At 66.4% G+C, this 18,093-nt stretch carries 13 protein-coding genes; 4 read left to right on the top strand and 9 right to left on the bottom strand.

All coding sequences use genetic code 11. From position 1 onward, the window contains the following. Window positions 1–2,502, bottom strand: coding sequence for a YbcC family protein (locus Poly30_RS17740; RefSeq protein WP_145200143.1), 2,502 nt, complete (start codon window positions 2,500–2,502; stop codon window positions 1–3). 21 nt (window positions 2,503–2,523) lie between these two features. Then, window positions 2,524–4,116 carry an NADH-quinone oxidoreductase subunit L gene (locus Poly30_RS17735; RefSeq protein WP_419190325.1) on the bottom strand — a complete coding sequence of 531 codons (1,593 nt, stop codon included), beginning with the start codon at window positions 4,114–4,116 and terminating at the stop codon, window positions 2,524–2,526. Window positions 4,117–4,205: 89 nt separating this feature from the next. Between Poly30_RS17735 and Poly30_RS17730 the strand changes: the two genes are divergently transcribed. The 4 genes from Poly30_RS17730 (at window position 4,206) to Poly30_RS17715 (ending at window position 10,627) form a co-directional block, all read left to right on the top strand. Then, on the top strand, window positions 4,206–5,102 hold the full coding sequence (locus tag Poly30_RS17730; RefSeq protein WP_145200137.1) for a LysR substrate-binding domain-containing protein: 897 nt from the start codon (window positions 4,206–4,208) through the stop codon (window positions 5,100–5,102). A 253-nt stretch (window positions 5,103–5,355) separates the two neighbouring features. Next, window positions 5,356–8,178: a di-heme oxidoredictase family protein gene (locus Poly30_RS17725; RefSeq protein WP_145200134.1), complete on the top strand. Its 2,823-nt coding sequence runs from the start codon at window positions 5,356–5,358 to the stop codon at window positions 8,176–8,178. 288 nt (window positions 8,179–8,466) lie between these two features. Then, entirely contained in the window at window positions 8,467–8,745 is a 279-nt protein-coding gene (locus tag Poly30_RS17720; protein ID WP_145200131.1) for a hypothetical protein, read from the top strand. A 451-nt stretch (window positions 8,746–9,196) separates the two neighbouring features. Beyond that, entirely contained in the window at window positions 9,197–10,627 is a 1,431-nt protein-coding gene (locus tag Poly30_RS17715) for a hypothetical protein (protein WP_145200128.1), read from the top strand. Window positions 10,628–10,750: 123 nt separating this feature from the next. On the opposite strand, the gene Poly30_RS17710 is transcribed toward Poly30_RS17715, so the two are convergent. From Poly30_RS17710 to Poly30_RS17680, 7 genes are all read right to left on the bottom strand, one after another. Then, window positions 10,751–12,280, bottom strand: a complete 1,530-nt coding sequence (locus Poly30_RS17710) for a phytoene desaturase family protein (RefSeq protein WP_419190324.1) — start codon at window positions 12,278–12,280, stop codon at window positions 10,751–10,753. Window positions 12,281–12,303: 23 nt separating this feature from the next. After that, window positions 12,304–13,707 carry a phytoene desaturase family protein gene (locus Poly30_RS17705; protein ID WP_419190323.1) on the bottom strand — a complete coding sequence of 468 codons (1,404 nt, stop codon included), beginning with the start codon at window positions 13,705–13,707 and terminating at the stop codon, window positions 12,304–12,306. A gap of 11 nt (window positions 13,708–13,718) precedes the next feature. Continuing rightward, the gene (locus Poly30_RS17700) at window positions 13,719–13,991 is read right to left on the bottom strand and encodes an acyl carrier protein (protein ID WP_145200125.1); all 273 of its coding nucleotides are present in this window, start codon (window positions 13,989–13,991) and stop codon (window positions 13,719–13,721) included. Window positions 13,992–14,055: 64 nt separating this feature from the next. Next, a complete protein-coding gene (locus Poly30_RS17695) occupies window positions 14,056–15,303 on the bottom strand; it encodes a beta-ketoacyl-[acyl-carrier-protein] synthase family protein (RefSeq protein WP_145200122.1) in 1,248 nt (415 codons plus the stop codon). Then, a complete protein-coding gene (locus tag Poly30_RS17690) occupies window positions 15,300–16,091 on the bottom strand; it encodes a GbsR/MarR family transcriptional regulator (protein ID WP_145200119.1) in 792 nt (263 codons plus the stop codon). The genes Poly30_RS17695 and Poly30_RS17690 overlap by 4 nt, the downstream gene beginning before the upstream one ends. A gap of 212 nt (window positions 16,092–16,303) precedes the next feature. Further along, entirely contained in the window at window positions 16,304–16,984 is a 681-nt protein-coding gene (locus Poly30_RS17685; RefSeq protein WP_145200115.1) for an alpha/beta hydrolase, read from the bottom strand. Window positions 16,985–17,058: 74 nt separating this feature from the next. Continuing rightward, a complete protein-coding gene (locus Poly30_RS17680; RefSeq protein WP_145200112.1) occupies window positions 17,059–18,093 on the bottom strand; it encodes a 3-oxoacyl-ACP synthase III in 1,035 nt (344 codons plus the stop codon).

Below are 18,093 nucleotides of genomic sequence, written 5' to 3'. Positions count from 1 at the left end.
TCACGCGCAGGGCGTCCAGGTGCCGCGCTCGTAGAGGAACGTCTCACCGCTCTGTGCTTCCATGCGAATCAGGTGCACCCAGCCACCGGTCACGAGCGCTCGGACGTGATCGTGGCGCTCAAGGATCGAGTCGATGGCGTGCTCCGGGGCCTCGATGAAGACGCTGAGTCTGCGCGGCGTGTGGACCCAGCGCTCGCCGTCGTGCAAGGACTGCATCGAGAGGCCCGTCCGGAGGTCGCCGCCGTTTCCCTCGAAGACGCCGATGTGCGCGCCGACGACGTTGTGGAGCGCCTTGTTCCCGCTTCCGTAGCGCCGGTTGTCGACTGTCGAGGCGTAGTACTGGAAGTTGATCCAGTGGGTCACCACCATCGGCGCGGTCATAATGAGTTCCAGGATGGCGAAGCCTTCGTCCTTGTCGGCGCGGTAGTCGTGCAGGAAGCACTGGCCGTTCAAGGTCATGTGCTTGGTGCGCTCGCGCGGGGCCACGATGAAGCCAGCGTTGTCGGCGAGGCCCCATTCAGGGCGGACCTGACTCCAGTCGCCGGTCCGCTCTTCGACGGAGTTCAGCAGGTCGGCGTCGTTTCGCGCCGGATCCAGACCGAGTCGTGCGGCGCGCTCGCGGCGGGACTGCGCGCCCGCGCCCTGGAGCCACTTCTTCAGCGTGGCGATGTCTTCGGCATGGGAGCTTGGCACCTCATCGAGGTCGAAGAGTTCCAGCTGGTCGGTGGTCGTATTGTGCAGGCCCGCGAGGAAGTGGGTGGTCGGAGGGATCACGACGCCGCGCGCGGTGAGGTCCTCGCGCACTTCGGGCTCGTTGAGGAGCGCGGCGGTCGCGCGTGCGTTGACCTCTCCGGTCTGGCCGCAGCACGCGCCGCAGTCGAGCCCACCCGCATGGGGGTTGTTCTTGGACTGGCTGCCGTGGCCGGCCAGAAGCACGAGGCGCGCGAACCTGTCCGTGAGGCTCATGGCCCGAAGGATTCCCGCCGCGAGGTCCGCGCGCTCCTCGGCGGCAAGGGGCTTGCCATCGACCGTCTCGGTGAGACGCGGCTTGCGCGCTGCCGTGGCGTCAGTGGAGAGACTCGCTTCCTCCAGCGTCTTCGATCGCTTCTTCTGGAGGCTGTCCTTCAGGAGCCCGAAGGCGTACGGGACGCCCAGGGCCTCGACGAAGACGAACGTCGAGAGGGCGCCCGTCTTGAGACCCTTCCAGCCCCGCGCCGTCGCCAGCCGGCTCCTGCGCTCCGTCGCCATTTCAGGGTTCACGCCCACGTCGGTGATGCGTAGCCTGGGCGCGAGGAGTCCAGGGAGCTGGGGACGCGCCTTCGTCGCGCCCGCGGGGACGTACTCCGCCGGCATGCCGAAGAAGCCCGCGAAGCCCATCGTCTGCACGGAATCCGACTGAGCTTCGAGCGCTCGGCGGTACACCTCCGAGCGAACGTCGATGCAGAACGCAGCCTGGACGGCGACGTCCCGCGGACGAACCGCCCGAAATCCCGTCCGCAACCCGACGTTGACGTCGCCTTGCCATGCGAGCTCCATCGCGCTCTGAACGAGCCAGGCCTCTCCGCCGGCCGCGATGGCGACGCGGTCGACGTCGTTCCACATGCGCATGGCCGCGCGCCAGTTTCGCTCGATCTCCTGTCCGCCGCCCGCATGGAGGATCCATTCCCACGCGACGAGGATCGCGAGAAGATCAACGACGCTGGCATCGGTTCCGCCCTGGAGCTCGGCCATGAAGCGCTGGTAAGTGCACCAAGCGGCCCAGCCGCCGAGGTCGAGGAGCAGGCTCGCGAGGTAGAGCTCGCGATTCTCCGCTGACACGCCGAGATCGTCGAGCGCGGCTTCGAATACGTCGCTGGCCTGCGCCGGGAGCCTCTTCGCGATCTCCTGGTAGCGCGGCATCCCCATGAGCAGGGCCGGTCCTCGATCCCGCTGCGCGAGCCTGTGCCAGCTCGCATACAGACCGCCGGATCGATCGGGGCGCAGGGATGCCTGGCCGTCATCGAAGTACGAAGCGCAGAATTGACTGACGTTGGTCGTGACGAATCGCTGCCATGACGCTTGGTGGTCGAGATCGCGTCGACCGTCGACGACATCCACGACGCGTGCGCGCCGCGGATGGAGCGCTTCTTCGCCCCGCAGCCAGTCGAGAAGCCCCTGAAGGTCGATTCCCAGAACCGAAGATCCCGCGCCGAGGTGGAGCGCGCGTTCCAGATGCTCGGTTCGTAGCCTGCCCGCTTCGAACTCTCGGCGATACCACGCGCGCGACATCACCAGCTTCGAGCCGGTCAACGAGGCGAGTTCCGCCGCGACTTCGTGGAGCGGTCGGTCGATCTGTCCCCAGAGCGGGTTGACCGCGATGAACCGGTCGAGGGGCCAGGTGGGGGCGATGCGCCGAAGAGCAGCATCGATGGATTCGTTCAGGCGCATCGTGGAGGACGACGTGGAGGGCGACGTGGGCACGTTCGAAGCCGGAGCCTCGGCGATCGGAGTGGAGAGTGTCATGGCGCGATGAAGTCTTGGGGGTCAGGCGGACGGCAAGGCGGCGGGGGGCTCGGTCTTCTCCAGCCTCGGGGGCCAAACTCGGAAGGTCATTCGCGTGAACAGCTCGTCCAGGTAGAAGCCCGCGAAGAGCGAGGGGTGCAGTCTTCGGGCGAGGGCCCCAGACGGCGCGACCCTCAGGATCGACTGCACGATGAAGAGTGCGACGAAGCCGCCTCCGAAGAGGAGCCAGGCGGGGTCTTCGGCGGTCGCGCGGGCGGTCCATGGCAGCGCGTCGGACGCGATCGCATGCCACCCGAAGTAGAGTCCGACCAGAAGGCCGACCTGGAGCATCACCTTCGAAAGCGCGCTCGTGCCTTCGGCCAGCCCGCCGGCGATGGCAGGGACGAAGGCGAGGGCCGCCACCAGGGTGAGAACGGATCCGGCGAGATCGAGTCCGAAGCCGCCCCCGCCGAGCGCATGGACCGCGAGGCTGACGCTGGCGACCGCCGCCAAGGAGATGGCTGTCGCTTGCGCGAACTGCCCAGGTCGTGTGGCGGGTGCCTTCTCCAGAAGCGACTGAGCCCGCCAGATCTCGACGGTGCTCCCGGAGCTCAGGAACGCGTGGGCCTTGTAGAACGAGTGCGCCAGAAGATGGAGCAGCGCGAGATGCCAGGCGCCGAGTCCGCACTGGGCCAGCATCAGTCCCATCTGTGCGCAGGTGGACCACGCGAGGCCCACCTTGACGCTCACTCGTGTCGTCATGACGAGCGCAGCGAGCACCGCCGTCGCCGTACCGACGAAGACGAGGAGCAGCTGAGCAGAGGGCACCGCGCCCATCACCATGGCGAGCCGGATCATCAGGAATCCACCGATGTTGACCACGCCCGCGTGAAGGAGCGCTGAGACAGGAGTGGGCGCTTCCATCACCTGGGTGAGCCATCCGTGGAAAGGGAGCTGCGCCGACTTCAGGCACGCGGCGATCGCGAACAGGAACGCGGCGGCCTGGGTGGAATGGGGGAGCGCAGTGCCCGTGCCGTCGAGGTTCGCGGCCCAGACCTGAAGCTCTGTCAGCGAGAGGGTGCCTGTGCCCGAGTGGAGGAGCGCGAGGCCGCTCCAGAGGCACGCATCCGCCAGGCGACTGACGAGGAACTTCTTGTGGGCGGCGACCTGCGCGGCGGGTCGATCCTGGAAGAACGTCAGGAGCTGGTGAAGCGCCAGGCTCGTCGCGGTCCAGGCAGCGGCCAGGACCCCGAGGTGGTCGGTGCCGACGAGCACCGAAACGGCGGCGAGGGTCACCATCAACCACCGGCTGTAGCGCAACTGGCCGGGGTCGCCGTGCAGGTAGGTCACCGAGTAGCGCACGATGACGAAGGCGATCAGGGCCACGAGCAGCAGCATGGCGGCCGTGACGAGGTCGAGCCTGACCCCGAGCGCAGCGTCCGGCAGAGTGCCCACCGGGGCGAAGGCGCCGACTGCGAGGCCCACGAGCGTCACGATAGCCGCGGCGCCCGTTGCGGCTCTCGCAGCCGAGAACGGATGCCTGCGACTGGCCAGCAGAGCGCTGCCGAGGAAGAGGCAGGGGACGGCGAGGGCAGCCCCGGCCAGGGAGGTTCCTGTTTCGAGAGGGGAGATCATGCCCCAAGGTGTATCCCGCTGGATCGTTCCAGAAAATAATATAATATAGACTGAAGCGTTCATCTAAAGTGAACGATAGTGCGCGGGACATGATCAGCGACCACCTGAATTTCCATCATCTCCATTACTTCTGGGCCGTCGCGCACGACGGGAATCTGACGCGGACGGCGAAGACGCTGCACGTCTCTCAGTCGGCTCTCTCCAGTCAGATCCGGCAGCTGGAGCAGCAGCTCGGCGAGGAGCTCTTCACGCGCGAGGGCCGGCGGCTGGTGCTAACGGAAACAGGCACTCTCGTACTCCGCTACGCCGACGGAATCTTCGCGACCGGAGCAGAGCTTCTCTCGACGCTCCAGCGTGGGCGCGAGCAGGATGAGGTGCTGCGGATCGGTACGGTCGCGACGCTGTCGCGCAACTTCCAGGAGTCGTTCATCGAGCCGTTGCTCGGCTCGAAGGACGTGCGCCTGGCGCTGCACTCCGGAGGATTCGACGATCTCGTCGAAAGGCTGTCCCAGCACGCCATCGACCTCGTGCTCTCCAATCGCCCGTCTTCCTCCACCGCGCGACCGGGCCTGAGATGTCGTCGCGTGGCGACGCAGCCCGTCAGCTTGGTCGGACACGATCGGCGCGATTCGTTCCGCTTTCCCGAGGATCTGGAGGGGGCGTCTCTGGTCGTTCCCGGCGCCGACAGCGATATCCGCACGGAGTTCGATGCACTGTGCGAACAGCTCGGGTTCGCGCCGCGGATTCTCGCGGAAGTCGATGACATGGCGACGATGCGACTGCTCGCGCGCGACACCGAGACGATCGCGCTCTTGCCGTCCGTCGTCGTGCGCGACGAGCTTCGTCTGGGATCACTGCACGAGTACTGCGTGGTGCCCGGACTGGTGGAGAACTTCTACGCCATCACGGTGGAGCGGCAGTACCCGCACGCCCTGTTGCGCTCTCTCTTGTCTCGCACTGAAGCAGAGATTCTCGGCCGACGGTAGGGGGGCCTGGGTGAGCGCTGTCTCGCCATCATCGGCGCGGAAGGTCCGCGCGCACGGTGCCGTTGTCCGGTAGCAGCGTCGGATCTCATGCTCTTCTCATGCTCGGGCTTTCCATCGCGACAACGACCCGCACGCAGGATGGGATTGAACCCAAGTTCGACCGGAAGAGGTCGCGCTCGCGCTTGCGGTGCGTTCGTCTGCGTGTTGCACTCGAAGGCCCCTCGGACCCGTCGATTCCCAAGCACCGATCCCCATGAACGCCCTATCCGTTACCGCGCTATTCACCGCCGCTGCCTTCGCAGGCCTCGGGGCCGAGTCGTGCCTGGCACTTTCCGCGAGCCAGACATCACAGCCTCCGAGCCCTGAAGCCCCACCGGCACGCGTGGTTCCGCGCTTGCTCTCTGCGACGGCCACGGCCAGTTCGACAGGGGCCTCGGGTCCGGCCAGCTTTGCCGTCGACGGAAATCAGGCAACGCGCTGGGAGTCCGTGCACGGAATCGATCCCAGCATCCTGACGCTCGACCTGGGCGGGAGCTATGCGGTCACCGGTGCCGCGATCTACTGGGAAGCCGCGAACGCAGGCACGTACTCGGTGGACGGATCCGTCGATGGGGTGAACTGGGTCACGATCAGAAACCGCACCGGCGGGCAGTTCGGCGACCGCAAGGACCGACTCAAGCTCGGCGGCGTCTATCGCTACGTTCGGATGAACGGCATGACGCGCAGCCCCGGCAACGTCTACGGGTACTCGATCTGGGAGATGGAGGTCTATGGAACGGACGCGGTCGATAGCGATGGCGACGGTGTCGATGACACCGTCGATCAGTGCCCGGGGACGCCGCCCGGTACGACGGTAGACGCGACGGGTTGTGAGGTGGTGATCCCCGTCCAGGAGGTGTCGTTTGCGAACGGACGTCTCGTCGGCGGCTCGGGATCGGCCAGCCCGGAATTCACGCTCTATGTGTTCGACGGCGATCTCGGTGCCGCAGGTACGAGCGCGTGCAACGGTGGGTGCGCGCAGGCGTGGCCGCCCCTCTACCTCGAAGACGGTGTGCCCACGGGGCTCCCCGGACTCGGCTCGATCACGCGCGCCGACGGGACGTTCCAGGTCACGTATCAGGACCGTCCCCTGTACTTCTACTCCGGCGACCAGGCTCCCGGCGAGACGATGGGGGAAGGCCTCGGCGGCGTCTGGTCCACCGTTCCGTTCGTTCAGGTCTTTGCGCCGCTGTACGACAGCTCGACCGTTCTGGAGCCCGCGCTTCAGGAGGACACGCCCACCGCGCTGATCACGCGCTTCGGCGATCGCGCCCGCGATCGTCACGCCCGCGAGGACCAGTTCCAGAGCTACGACCACTACCTGTCGTTCTACTGGGAGCATCGGACCGCGGACGTCGAGGTCGTGGACACGATCGGCAAGGGCGGGACCACGATCACCTTCAACGTGGCGACCCAGTGGCAGCTGAGCCCGAACCAGGCCGAGCTGCGCTTCCTGTACCGCGGATTCAACACGGTCGCCGAGTACTACAACAACGGGACGATGACGAGCGTGCCGAGCCTCGACGTGCCCGGTAGCAACGTCAAGCACTACACGCGCACCATCGACTTCAACCAGAAGACCGGTCAGCCCCTGCGGGTCGGCGATCGCCTGGAGTTCGAGCTCAGCCACTTCCTCGACGCCGTCCCGAACGGTCGCAACAACTACTACGGTACGGCGATTCTTTACATCGTCGGACAGGGCGTGGTTCCGTGGGAGGCGCGCGGCGTCTTCGGCAACCCCGCCACCGAGCGTGAGGATTCCTATCCGATGCCCGTCGAGGGCTGGCTGGGGGGCGGCACGACGCTGCCGTACCAGTACTCCGACGAGCCGGACAACCACTTCATGCAGATGTCGACGAACATCGCTGGCATCAACGCGCAGCCCTTCGTCCTCGGCCGCAGGGTTCACCACTCGGACTTCGGCAATGGCTCCCACGATGAAGGAACGTCGAACCCGCCGTTCCTGGCGCTCTCGAACACGCTCGGGCCCCAGTACATGAATCGGTCCTGCGTCGGCTGTCACGATCGAAACAGCCGTGCGCTGCCCGCGAGCGTCGGGGAATCGCTCTCGCAGTACGTGATTCGCGTCGGTGACGCGAACGGCGATCCGCACCCGGCGCTCGGGTCGATCCTGCAGCCCCGTGTGACGAGCGGCGTCGCAGAGGCCGGCATCACGCTCGCCGCGTGGCAGCCGGTCGGGAGCCTGCGCAAGCCGGTCTACGCCTTCAGCGGCGTGACGCCCCAGCACTTCAGCACGAGGCTCGCTCCGCAGATCGTCGGCATGGGCCTTCTCGAGGCGATCCAGGAGTCGGACGTCGAGGCGCTCAGCGACCCGGACGACCTCGATGGGGACGGCATCTCCGGCCGCATGCGTCTCGTGACGGATTCGGAAACGGGACAGATTCGCCTGGGCCGATTCGGCTGGAAGGCGAACGAGCCGAGCGTCCGTCACCAGATCGCAGCCGCGTTCAATGGCGACATGGGCGTCATGACCTCGATCCGGCCCGAGCCGGACTGCGGTTCGGCTCAGCTCGACTGCGGCCCCTCGGGTGCCGAGATCGACGACATCTACGTCGAGCAGCTCACTGCCTACGTTTCGCTGCTCGGCGTCAGCGCGCGCCGTGACCTCGCTGATCCGCTCGCGCTGGCAGGAGAGGCTCTCTTCACGTCAGCAGGCTGCGTGAAGTGCCACGTACCGACCTTCGAGACCACCCCGTACCACCCGCACGCAGAGTTGCGGAGCCAGACGATCCATCCCTACACGGATCTCCTGCTCCACGACATGGGCCCCGGCCTCGCGTCGACCCTGATCGAGGGCAACGCGACGGCCTCGGAGTGGCGGACGGCTCCTCTCTGGAACGTTGGGCTCACCGCCGATGTGAGCGGCGGCGAAGGGTACCTGCACGATGGCCGTGCAGAGACGCTGGAGGATGCGATCCTCTGGCACGGCGGCGAAGCCGAGGCCGCCAAGGTCGCCTACCAGGCGATGAGCGGTGCAGACCAGGTCGCCCTGTTGACTTTCCTTCGTTCGTTGTAGAAAGGGATAAGGAAGCTACGGAAGGAAAGGGCGATCCGTCGAGCTGCAGGGCTCGGCGGATCGCCGCTTTTTTGGGTGAAGGATCGGCCGCGGTGTAGCGTGGCCCCGGCGTGCTGAAGTTCGATTGGAAAGACGTTCGCTCGCTTTGAGAACGGACACACGTGGAACGTGGTTTTCCACCAGTCGTGAGCGCCAGCTGGACGATCTCTCCTCAACAGCAACGCTTCCGTGGGGGCACGGAAGACAGGTCGCGTGGGGCGGCCGCTTTCAAAGTAGGGGAACAACAGAATGATAGAGACCGAGCAGGCCTTGATGGCCCTCGTGCGGGGCGTCGTGGCGCTTTCCGAAGCGACCCGTGAACTGGCAGCTACCGGGTCGGCCGACCTTGTGCAGCTGGCAGCGCTCAAGGCCAAAACAGCGGAGATCTCGGCATCGATCGCGAAGCTTCAGCCGACCGATCCCGAACAGTTCTCGATCGGGGAAGTACCGGAGCCCATGGCGACGTCTGCCTCTTCGAGGCCGAGCCATTCGGTTTCGAGCCTCGACGATTTCTTCGACGATCTGTAGCAGCCCGTCGAACGGCGGCGGCGCACGCCGCGGCGTCGTGCGCGCTCTTGCGAGCGAGGAATATGAATGCCAGATGAGAGAGACGCGCTCTCTCTCATTGCTTTCGTGTACGCACGGTCGCGCGTCGTGAAAGTGGTGGCGGCAGGGCTACGGTGCATCGACGCACTCGGTCGTCCCTTTCGGCGACATGCTTCAATTCGAATGTCGCGAGGCTTGCGCATTGCCCGCCTTACTGCTCGACTTGCTCTCTCGGTGCGACTCGCATCGTGCAGGTCCAAGTACCTCACTCCCATCGTCCGCATCCAGTGGGACTGTCCCGCACAGGCGGCGGGAACTCGGGGGAGGTGAGGGAGAGCCGACTGCATGATGCGCGAGCAGCACGTTTCGCTGCTCGAGGTCATCTGCTGCCCCCTCTCACGCTTTCCTTGCTTTCGAGCAGGATCAAAGACCCATGAAAAAGACTCTCCTCCCCACGCTTCTTCTCGCTTGTTCGACGAGCCTCGCACTCGCCGCCCCTGGCAACGACCTGACCACCAACGGTGGCTTCGAGCTGGGTGACACCAGCTCCTGGGTGTCGTTCCCCACCGCGAACTCCACGTTCAACGTCACCGGAGACTCGAACTCCGGTGCCTTCGCCGCCGAGCTGTTCAACCCGGACGCGCCCGCGGGCGCGGTCATCAAGCAGGCCAACCTCGGCGTCGGTACGGTCCAGCCCGGTGACAGCATCACCATCTCCTTCGCCGCGAAGGGGTCGTTCGCGAACGGCGGCGTCGCGTTTGCCGAGTTCTTCTCGGAGATCGCTGGCGGCGGCACCTCGTCCAACCAGATCCTGACCGGCGGACCGCTGCCCCTCACGGGTGACTGGCAGACGTTCTGCTTCACGACGACCGCAGGCTCCGACGTGAGCGGTGGTGTGACCCTACAGATGGTCGCCGCCACGGGCGCCGCCGCGGGAAGCGTCGCGGTTCTCTTCATCGACGACGTTTCGGTCAAGGTCTCGGAGTTCGCCGCGAACGGCGGCTTCGAGCAAGGGGACACGAGCGGCTGGCAGTACTTCCCCACGCCGAACTCGACGTTCGACGCCACCATGGACTTCAACACTGGCGCGTTCGGCGGCTCGCTCAACAACCCCGACATGACGACGGGTGCCGTGATCAAGCAGGCCAACCTTGGCGTGGGGACGATCAACCCCGGCGATCCGATCAACATCTCGTTCGCCGCGAAGGGCGACTTCGGAATCGGCTCGATCTGCTTTGCGGAGTTCTTCTCCGAGATCGCCGGCGGCGGCACCTCGGCCAACGAGTTCCTCAGCGGAGGCCCGCTTCCGCTCTCGACCGACTGGCAGACTTTCTCGTTCTCCACGACGGCCGGTCCCGACGTTAGCGGCGGCGTGACGCTTCAGTTCGCGGCGATCAACGGCGCGGTCAGCGGATCGTTCGCCAACGTCTCCATCGATGACGTGACGATCACGAGCGGCGCCGGTTCGACGATGAACTACTGCATCGCGGCTCCGAACTCCACGGGCGTCGGCGCGGTGATGTCCTCGACGGGTACCCCGGGCGTCGGCGCACAGGACTTCGCGATCCAGGCCAGCGGTCTTCCCGTCGGCTCGTTCGCTCTGTTCATGGTCGGCACCGAGTCGGCCAACGCGCCGAGCTTCAACGGTCGTCAGTGCATCTCCAACGTCTGCCGCCTCGGCCCGATCTTCAGCGTTCCGGCGTCGGGCGTCGTGTCCCGCGACCTTCCGGACTCCGTGTACTCGATGTTCGGCTGCGCGCCGCCGATCGTCGGCACGAGCTACTTCTTCCAGGCCGTGTATCGCGACTCCGTGGGCACCGGCGGCAACTGGACCGACGCTCTCTGCGTTCAGTTCGGCCAGTGATGAAGCAGCGGACCGAAGGTTGCTGACGTCCGCTTGATCGAAACGAAATGGGCCCGGCCTCTGCTTCAGAGGCCGGGCCCTTTTCGTGGCTGCGCCGTCGCGCGAGGAGCCTGCTATCCGCCGCTACTTGGGGGAGGCCAAGGCCGCCAGTCGCGCGTCGATCTTGTTCGCGGTGATGGCACCGTAGTTGGCGGCGCCAAGCCAGCCGCTCATGATGATCCCCACCGATCCCGCGTGGTAGAGCCCCTCGATCTGCGAGGAGATCTCCATCGAGTAGGGGAGGCCCTCGAACTTCGTTCCGAACGACGTTCCCTTGGGCGCGTCGGTATAGAACTGGAAGGACATCGGAGTCGCAGCCTCCACGTGCTCCAGCTTCTCGGCGGTGCCAGGAACGCGGCGGTCGATGTCGGCGATCGTCTCGTCGATCATGCGCTGCTTGTTGGCCCCGTAGGACGCCTCGTCCATCGAGGCCCAGTCCTCGAAGAGCGCGTTCGTGCTGGAAACGATCACGTAGCGATCCGGCCTGCCAGCCGACTGGTCGGCGGGCCTGCCCTTCGGGTAGTAGAAGCTGAAGGTTCGGCTCTCCCCGTGCAGGTCGCACAGGGCCGCGCTGTCGAACGTGGGGCGACTGGAGGTGAAGAAGAGATCCGAGACCCAGGGCAGAGACGTGCCTTCCCGAAGGCCCATGTACACCTGGCAGCTCGACGTGTTGAGGCGGACGTTGCGCAGACCCTCGATCCAGTCGGCGTCGAAGTGCTCTTCGCCCACGAGCTTCTCGGCCGTGGCCTTGATGCTCGCGTTCGAGAGCACGATCTCCGCCTTGATCTCACGGTCGCCCGAGCGCACGCCGCGGACCCGCCCTTGTTCGACGGTGATCTCGTCGACCGTGACGCGATTGAACAGGTCGACGCCGTTCTCCTTGAGGATCGCGCGCATGTCCTTGATCAGGCCGTCGGTTCCCTCGGTGAACGTGAACACGCCCTTGGACATGAAGTTCGAGAAGACGATGCCGTAGCTGATCGCCGGGTCGTCCAGGCTGGACCCGTTCGCGTAGGTAATCGGCTCCATCAGAAGCCGATGGACGTCGTTGCGCCCCGGGAAGTACGACTCGAACAGCTCACGCGTCGTACGCGTGTCGTTGTCGTAGTAGTTCATCCGTCGCAGCTCGTCGTAGAAGCCCTCGACGGTCGCGGGATCGCAGCCGAGCACGTTCACGAGCTTGTCGGTGAAGCACTCGCGCGTGAACTTCGTGTCGAAGCTGAACTGTGGGTTGTCGAAGCGAACGCCGTCGAGCTGGACGATTCGGTCGGCGATCTGCTGGCCGAAGTACTTGCGGCAGGTCTTCTTCATCCCGAACGGAAACCCGTGCAGCGAGATGTCGAACACGTGACCGCCCTTGCGCTTGAACCAGGTGGCGAGGCCGCCGTAGTTGTAGTGCTGCTCCAGGACGCAGACGCTGTGTCCGTTCCGCGCAAGGATGTTCGCGGCCGTCAGGCCGCCGAGGCCCGAGCCGATGACGACGACGTCGTAGCGCTCCTTGGCACCCTTCAGGGGATCCGTCTTCACCGGGCGCTTGCCGTCGCGGTGGCCTGCGAAGAACTTCTTGTTCCGGGTGCCAGAGGGGCCCGATGGACCTGATTCACTGATCGTCATGGGAGATAGAGCGCGCGGGGGGCTCAGACGCGCGTGAGTCCGTGCTGGTTGGCCATGGCGATCCCCGACAGCATCGCGCCGACGATGCCGAGGTAGCCCTGGTCGGTGCCGCAGAGGAAGAGTCCGTCGATGGACGTGCGGCCGGAGCGCTGCTTGTTCGGGGAGCCGTAGACGGCGCCGCCGAGGTGGCCGGTGTACTTCTGGATCGTGCGCGGCGTGAAGCCGTCGACGTGGACGGCGTGGGGGCGCGCGTCGAAGGAGAACGGCGCGGCAACCGCGTGGGCCTCCTTCCAGATCGCGTCCTTCCGGGCCTGGTACTCCTCTTCACCGTAGCCAGTCCACTCGTCGTGGCGAGCCAGCAGGGTCAGTCGGAAGAGGCCCTCGGGGAGCGGCTCGGCGGACGCGTAGTTGTCCGGGCAGCAGATGACGCCGCTTCGCAGGTCGACCGGCTCACCCGGCGCGGGCGGACCATAGACGAGGCGGTCCTCGGTGTTGAAGAAGACGATCGTGTCGTCGTGGCCGAGATCGGTGGGGCGGCGGTCGAGGACCGTCAGGTACTCCACGAAGGTCAGCGGCCCGACGTCGGCCTTTGAGACCGCAGAGGCCGCGGGCGTCATGGCCATGGTTTCCACGTAGCCCGCGCTGGAGATGACCGTGGGAGCGCGGAGTTCGGTCCCGTCGTCCAGCCGGACCCCCTCGGTCTCGCCCTTCGCGTTGACGAGGATCTCCTGGACGCCCGCGCGCATCCTCAGCTCGCCGCCGAGTTCCTTGAAGCGGTCGCGCAGAAGATCGAGGATCCGCCGCACGCCGCCCTCGGGTCGCGCAAAGCCCTCCTCGTAAAGACTCTTGAACAGGATCACGAACGAGGACCACTCGACGTCGTTCGGCGTCGGGCTGCCGTAGTAGAGCAGCGGCAGCAGGAGCATCTCGACGAGCGTGCGGTCCCCGAGGTAGGCAGCGAGTTCATCCCGCGCCATGCGCGGCGGGCCGTCTTCCTCGACGAGATCGGGGTAGCCCGCGAGGTCCTTCGCCAGCCGATCGAAGCCGTCGATCTCGCTCGGGAACCTGTCGGCCACCTCGCCCCGCAGGACCTCGAACTCGTTGGTCCAGCGCAGCGAGACGCCAGGGAAGTCCACGCGGCTGCCGTTCTGCTGCCCGAGAGCCAGCGCCTCGTAGGGGATCCGAAGCTGCCTCAGGATCCGCGTCAGCGGCCGGCCCTTCGTCCCTTTCGGCACGTAGTTCGTGAGCGCGTGAAGGCCGACGTCGAAACGGCGCCCCTTCTGCTTGTAGAACGAGTTGAGCCCACCCCAGAGGTAGTGGCGATCCAGCACCACGACGCGCGCGTCGAACTGCGCCAGCCGAATGCCGGCCGCCAGTCCACTCATGCCCGCCCCGATGACGATCGTGTCGTAGTCGTGTTCGGGCACGGTGGAGGGGATCAGGCGTTCTGGAGCTTCAGCTCCTTGTCTTCCATCATCGGATGGAGGTAGTTGGCGCAGGACTCCAGCGAGCCGAGTTCCTTGTAGTCATCCTCTGGCACCTGCACGCCGTAGCGCTTGCGGAGCTCCATGACGATGTCGAGGAAGTCCATCGAGTCGAGTTCGATCTGGTCGCGCAGGAGATCGGTGTCGTTGAGGCCGGCAATGTCTTCGTCGGGGGCGATCGTCTCGATGATGTCCTTGACGGCTTCTTTGACTTCTTCCTTGTTCATGATGAGGGGGCCTGTCTCCGCAGGCGGTATCGGGGTTGTTTGATCGAGTGTGGGGAGCGTGCTCTCAGCCGGGCTTCTTGACGATCAACGCGCTGTTGATGCCGAGCATTCCGAAGCTGAGGTTGAGGATCGTGTCGACGCCCTTCGTCTCCTTCGGCTCGTTGATCACGAGGCCGCGGATCTCGCATTCGGGGTCGAGGTCGGTCACGTTGATCGTCGGGTGAACGACGCCGTCCTGGAAGGACGGCAGGTTGCCCGCAAGCTCGAGGGAACCGGCCGCGCCCATGGTGTGGCCGATGTAGCTCTTCGTGTTGTTGATCGAGGTGGTCGGCGAATCGCCGAAGACCTCGCGGACCGCGCCGGTCTCTTGGATGTCGCCCAGGGGGGTCGAGGTGGCGTGGGTGCTGACGATGTGGATGTCCTCGGGGGACATGCCCGCCTTCTTGAGGGCGCCACGCATGCACTCGTTCTGGCGCTCAGGGAGCGGCAGCACGAAGTCCGCCGCGTCCGAGTTCACGTGCCAGCCCGCCAGTTCGGCGATGATGTGCGCGCCACGCGCGACCGCGTCCTCATAGCGCTCCAAGACGTACAGGCAGCCGCCTTCGCTGACGACGATGCCGTTCCGGTTCTTGTCGAACGGGCGGCTGACGAGCGTCGGGTCCTCGTGCTCACCGAGGGCGCCCTCGGCCTTGAAGCTCGCGAAGATGCCGAAGGTGTGGATGCTCTCCGAAACGCCGCCTGCGATCGCCATGTCGCACTCGCCCAGCTGCAGCATCTGCGCTCCCTGGATGATCCCGAGGTTGCCGCCCGCGCAGGCGCCGCCGATCGCGTAGTGGGGGCCCGTGATGCCGGTGCTTAGGGTCACCTCGCCCGCCGGGTTGTTCGCCACCGTGCGCGGGTTGTGGTGGTGCGACCAGTAGGACGTGTCGTAGTCGTACTGGCTGATCTCGTAGATCTGCTGCTCGGTTTCGACGTTGCCGTGCTCCGTCGTACCGACGTAGACACCGATCCGGCTCTTGTCGACCTTGTCGAGATCCACGCCCGCGCTGTCCAGCGCTTCGCGCGCGCAGTAGATCGCGATCGAGCCCGCGCGAGTGCCCCGGCGAAGGCTCTTGCGGCTCTGGTGCTTCGTCGTGTCGTAGTCGCACTGACCGGCGACCGTCTTGCCGAAGTAGCGAATCTCGTAGGGGGAGACGCCCGAGACGCCTGCCAGGAGATTCTTGCGGTACTCGGCCAGCGAGTTGCCGTTCGGGCTCGTGAGGCCCACGCCGGTCATGACGATCCGGGGGAAGCTGGTGGGGACGCTGGTCATGATGCCTTGTTTCCTGAGTCGTGTCCCTTCGGATCCTGGCCGCTGGCGGCGTCGCGGCTCGCGCGCGCGGCGCGATCCGTGACCTGGAGTACGCGAGCGGGAACGCCAACGCCCACCTTGAGCGCCGTGCCGATCGCCTTGGAGAGGAGGCTCTGCGGATCGCCCAGCGCGCTGGAAACGCTGCTGAAAACGAGCTGCATCACGGCGTCCGCAAGGTCGCACGTGGCGATGATCGAGCGGAGCGTGAGGACGCGCGGGTCCTTGTTGCCGTTGCGCTCGCGGATGATCTCGAGCATCCGGGTCGCGCCGACCTTGAAGTGCTCGAAGGCGACCTGTTCCCGCCTGCGCAGGACGGTCGCGACGATCGACAGCGTGTTGCCGACGGCCTCGTGCACGTGGCAGCGGCGGGACGAATCGAAGGTCGAGGAGACGGCGCCCCACTCGAGGAGTTCGTTGATCGTGGTGCTCGCCGCGCCCTGGCTGATCTTCAGCTCTTGGACGATCTCCTTGGCCGTCAGCGGCTGGCCGGAGAGGACCAGAAGACCCCAGACACGGCCGTGGATTCGCTTGAACCCGAAGGTCTTGAAGAACGCCTCGAAGGTGGCGAGTTCGCCGTGGAGCTCCTCCTCCAGTCCGCGGAAGCTCTGGAGCGAATCTCCGGTCTCAGGCGCCGAGTGCTGCTGTGCCTCGTCTTGCTGTGCCGGTTCTTGCCGGGCCGGGCTTGCTTCCAGGTGCTCGGGCGGCCGCTTGGGGGCGTCGCTCTCGGCAGCAGTTTGGGTTCGGCGCATGGAGGGGGTCCCGGGACGGGGAGAGGGCAGAGTCGCGGAGCAGGGGTGAGGGGCAGGCCGTCCGGGGTCCTGTAGCCGCTTCTCTGCCATTCCGCCCACACTCGTTTCAGATTTTTCTGAACTGTGTGGGCCGAGGTTGTACCCGCTCCGCTGCCGCCGTGCCCGCCTCTATGGCGAAAAAACGGCGTCCGAATCCGTCCTGAAGGGGCGCCTCAGCCCGGAAGCACCTCGCGCAACCAGACCCCGATGGCGTCGATCTCCTGGGGGCAGACCTGGTGCTGCATCGGGTAGGTCTTCCAGTTCACCTGGTAGCCGAGTCCTGACAAACGGTCGCGGGCAGCTTCGCCCATTCCCGGGGTCACCATCGGATCCTGGGTCCCGTGGCACTGGAGGATCGGAATGTCGAGGTTCGCGAGACTCCGTTCGTTCTCCAGGTCGCAGTCGGCGGCGATGTAAGTGGAAAGCGCCAGGATCCCCGCCAGGCGCTCGGGGTAGCGGAGGCCTGCGTGGAAGGCGATGGCGCCTCCCTGGCTGAAGCCCGCGATCACGATCCTGTCGGCGGCCACGCCGCGGTCGCGCTCGCGCTGGATGAGCGCGTTCGCTTGCTGGCCAGAACGTCGCACGCCGGCCTCGTCCACCTTTCGGTCGAAGTCCATGGCCAGGATGTCGTACCAGGCAGGCATCACCATCCCTCCGTTGATCGTCACGGGGATCTGCGGAGCGTGGGGGAAGACGAAGCGGATCGCGTGGTCCTTCGGCAGCCCGAGTTCGGGGACGATCGGAGGAAAGTCGTGTCCGCTGGCGCCGAGGCCGTGGAGCCAGACGACGGCGGCCGTGGCGGGGCGGCCGGGCTCCAGTACGACGCAATCGAGGAGGGAATCGCTGGTGGTCATGGCGGAGAGGCTACCAGCCCGGGTCGCCTCGGGGGGCCGAGGCCACGGCAGGATCTCCGGTCACTCTGCGTCGGCTACCACTCCAGGCCCAGCATCATGCAGTGCAGCCCGCTGCCGATTCCCTGCATCGCCACGCGGTGTCCGGGCCGGATGAAGCCCTTCCGCACGCCCAGCGTGAGCGTCGCGGGAAGCGAAACCGAGCCGACGTTGCCCAGCGTCTCCACGGTCGTGAAGTCGCGCGCGTGGTCGAGACCGAGCGTTTCGAAGAGGAGCCGCTTGTGGGCCACGCCGACCTGGTGCGTCACGATCCGGTCGGCGTCTTCTGGCGCCCACTGGAGCTCTTCCAGGAAGGCCGGCCACGTCTCCTTCGCCAGCGCGTTGCCCGCGTGCAGGAGCGCCTCGGAGTCGGTGTCCATCAGCGGACCGCTCGCGCCATCGGACTGGCCGCCGCTGCAGAGCTCATGGTGCTGCGTCGCGGCGCGGACGACGCCGCCGAGCAGGCGATGCGGCTTCTTCGCGAGGTCCGCGTGGCACAGCACCATGGCCGCCCCGCCCGATCCGATCGTGAGGGAGGCGTAGGCGCGCTTGAGGTCCTTGCGGGTGGCCTCACCGCTCAGGAGAGCGGCGATCGTCTCACGCACGAGTGGGCCGCCGTCCTCGCCGCTGACCACGAGCGCCGCCTCGATCTCGCGCCGCTCGATCCGGCCTGCGACCAGCGCCATCGCGTTCGCGAAGCCGAGGCAGGCGTTGGAGAGGTCGAAGGCCTCCGCCGTGGCCGGGAGCCCCAGCCCGGCGTGCACCACCGACGCCGTCGCGGGCTCCATGAAGTCACGGCAGACCGACGCGTGGATGAGACAGCCGATCCGCTCCTTCTCGATCCCCGAGTCCTCCAGGGCTTCGCGCCCGGCCAGGATGGACGCGTCGCTCGGCCGGGTTCCTTCCGGCCAGAACCGGCGCTCCCGGATGCCGCTCATGAGCTCCAGCCGCCCCACGGAGGCGCCGAGTCGATCGTAGAGCGGCCGCAGACGCTCCTCGAGGGAATCCGAGCTGACGGGATCCGGCGGCAGAGCCAGCCCGAGCCCTTCGATGTGCACGTTTTCGAATCGCAT

This window comes from Saltatorellus ferox (genome assembly GCA_007751475.1).
In the GTDB taxonomy this organism is placed as follows: domain Bacteria; phylum Planctomycetota; class UBA1135; order UBA1135.
The sequence above is the reverse complement of the archived record's forward strand: the minus strand, read 5'-3'. Positions and strand labels throughout refer to the sequence as shown.

Coding starts and splice junctions, on each gene's coding strand:
- Poly30_RS17740 (WP_145200143.1), bottom strand. CDS start 2,502: ATGACACTCTCCACTCCGATCGCCGAGGCTCCGGCTTCGAACGTGCCC.
- Poly30_RS17735 (WP_419190325.1), bottom strand. CDS start 4,116: ATGATCTCCCCTCTCGAAACAGGAACCTCCCTGGCCGGGGCTGCCCTC.
- Poly30_RS17730 (WP_145200137.1), top strand. CDS start 4,206: ATGATCAGCGACCACCTGAATTTCCATCATCTCCATTACTTCTGGGCC.
- Poly30_RS17725 (WP_145200134.1), top strand. CDS start 5,356: ATGAACGCCCTATCCGTTACCGCGCTATTCACCGCCGCTGCCTTCGCA.
- Poly30_RS17720 (WP_145200131.1), top strand. CDS start 8,467: ATGATAGAGACCGAGCAGGCCTTGATGGCCCTCGTGCGGGGCGTCGTG.
- Poly30_RS17715 (WP_145200128.1), top strand. CDS start 9,197: ATGAAAAAGACTCTCCTCCCCACGCTTCTTCTCGCTTGTTCGACGAGC.
- Poly30_RS17710 (WP_419190324.1), bottom strand. CDS start 12,280: ATGACGATCAGTGAATCAGGTCCATCGGGCCCCTCTGGCACCCGGAAC.
- Poly30_RS17700 (WP_145200125.1), bottom strand. CDS start 13,991: ATGAACAAGGAAGAAGTCAAAGAAGCCGTCAAGGACATCATCGAGACG.
- Poly30_RS17695 (WP_145200122.1), bottom strand. CDS start 15,303: ATGACCAGCGTCCCCACCAGCTTCCCCCGGATCGTCATGACCGGCGTG.
- Poly30_RS17690 (WP_145200119.1), bottom strand. CDS start 16,091: ATGCGCCGAACCCAAACTGCTGCCGAGAGCGACGCCCCCAAGCGGCCG.
- Poly30_RS17685 (WP_145200115.1), bottom strand. CDS start 16,984: ATGACCACCAGCGATTCCCTCCTCGATTGCGTCGTACTGGAGCCCGGC.
- Poly30_RS17680 (WP_145200112.1), bottom strand. CDS start 18,093: ATGCGATTCGAAAACGTGCACATCGAAGGGCTCGGGCTGGCTCTGCCG.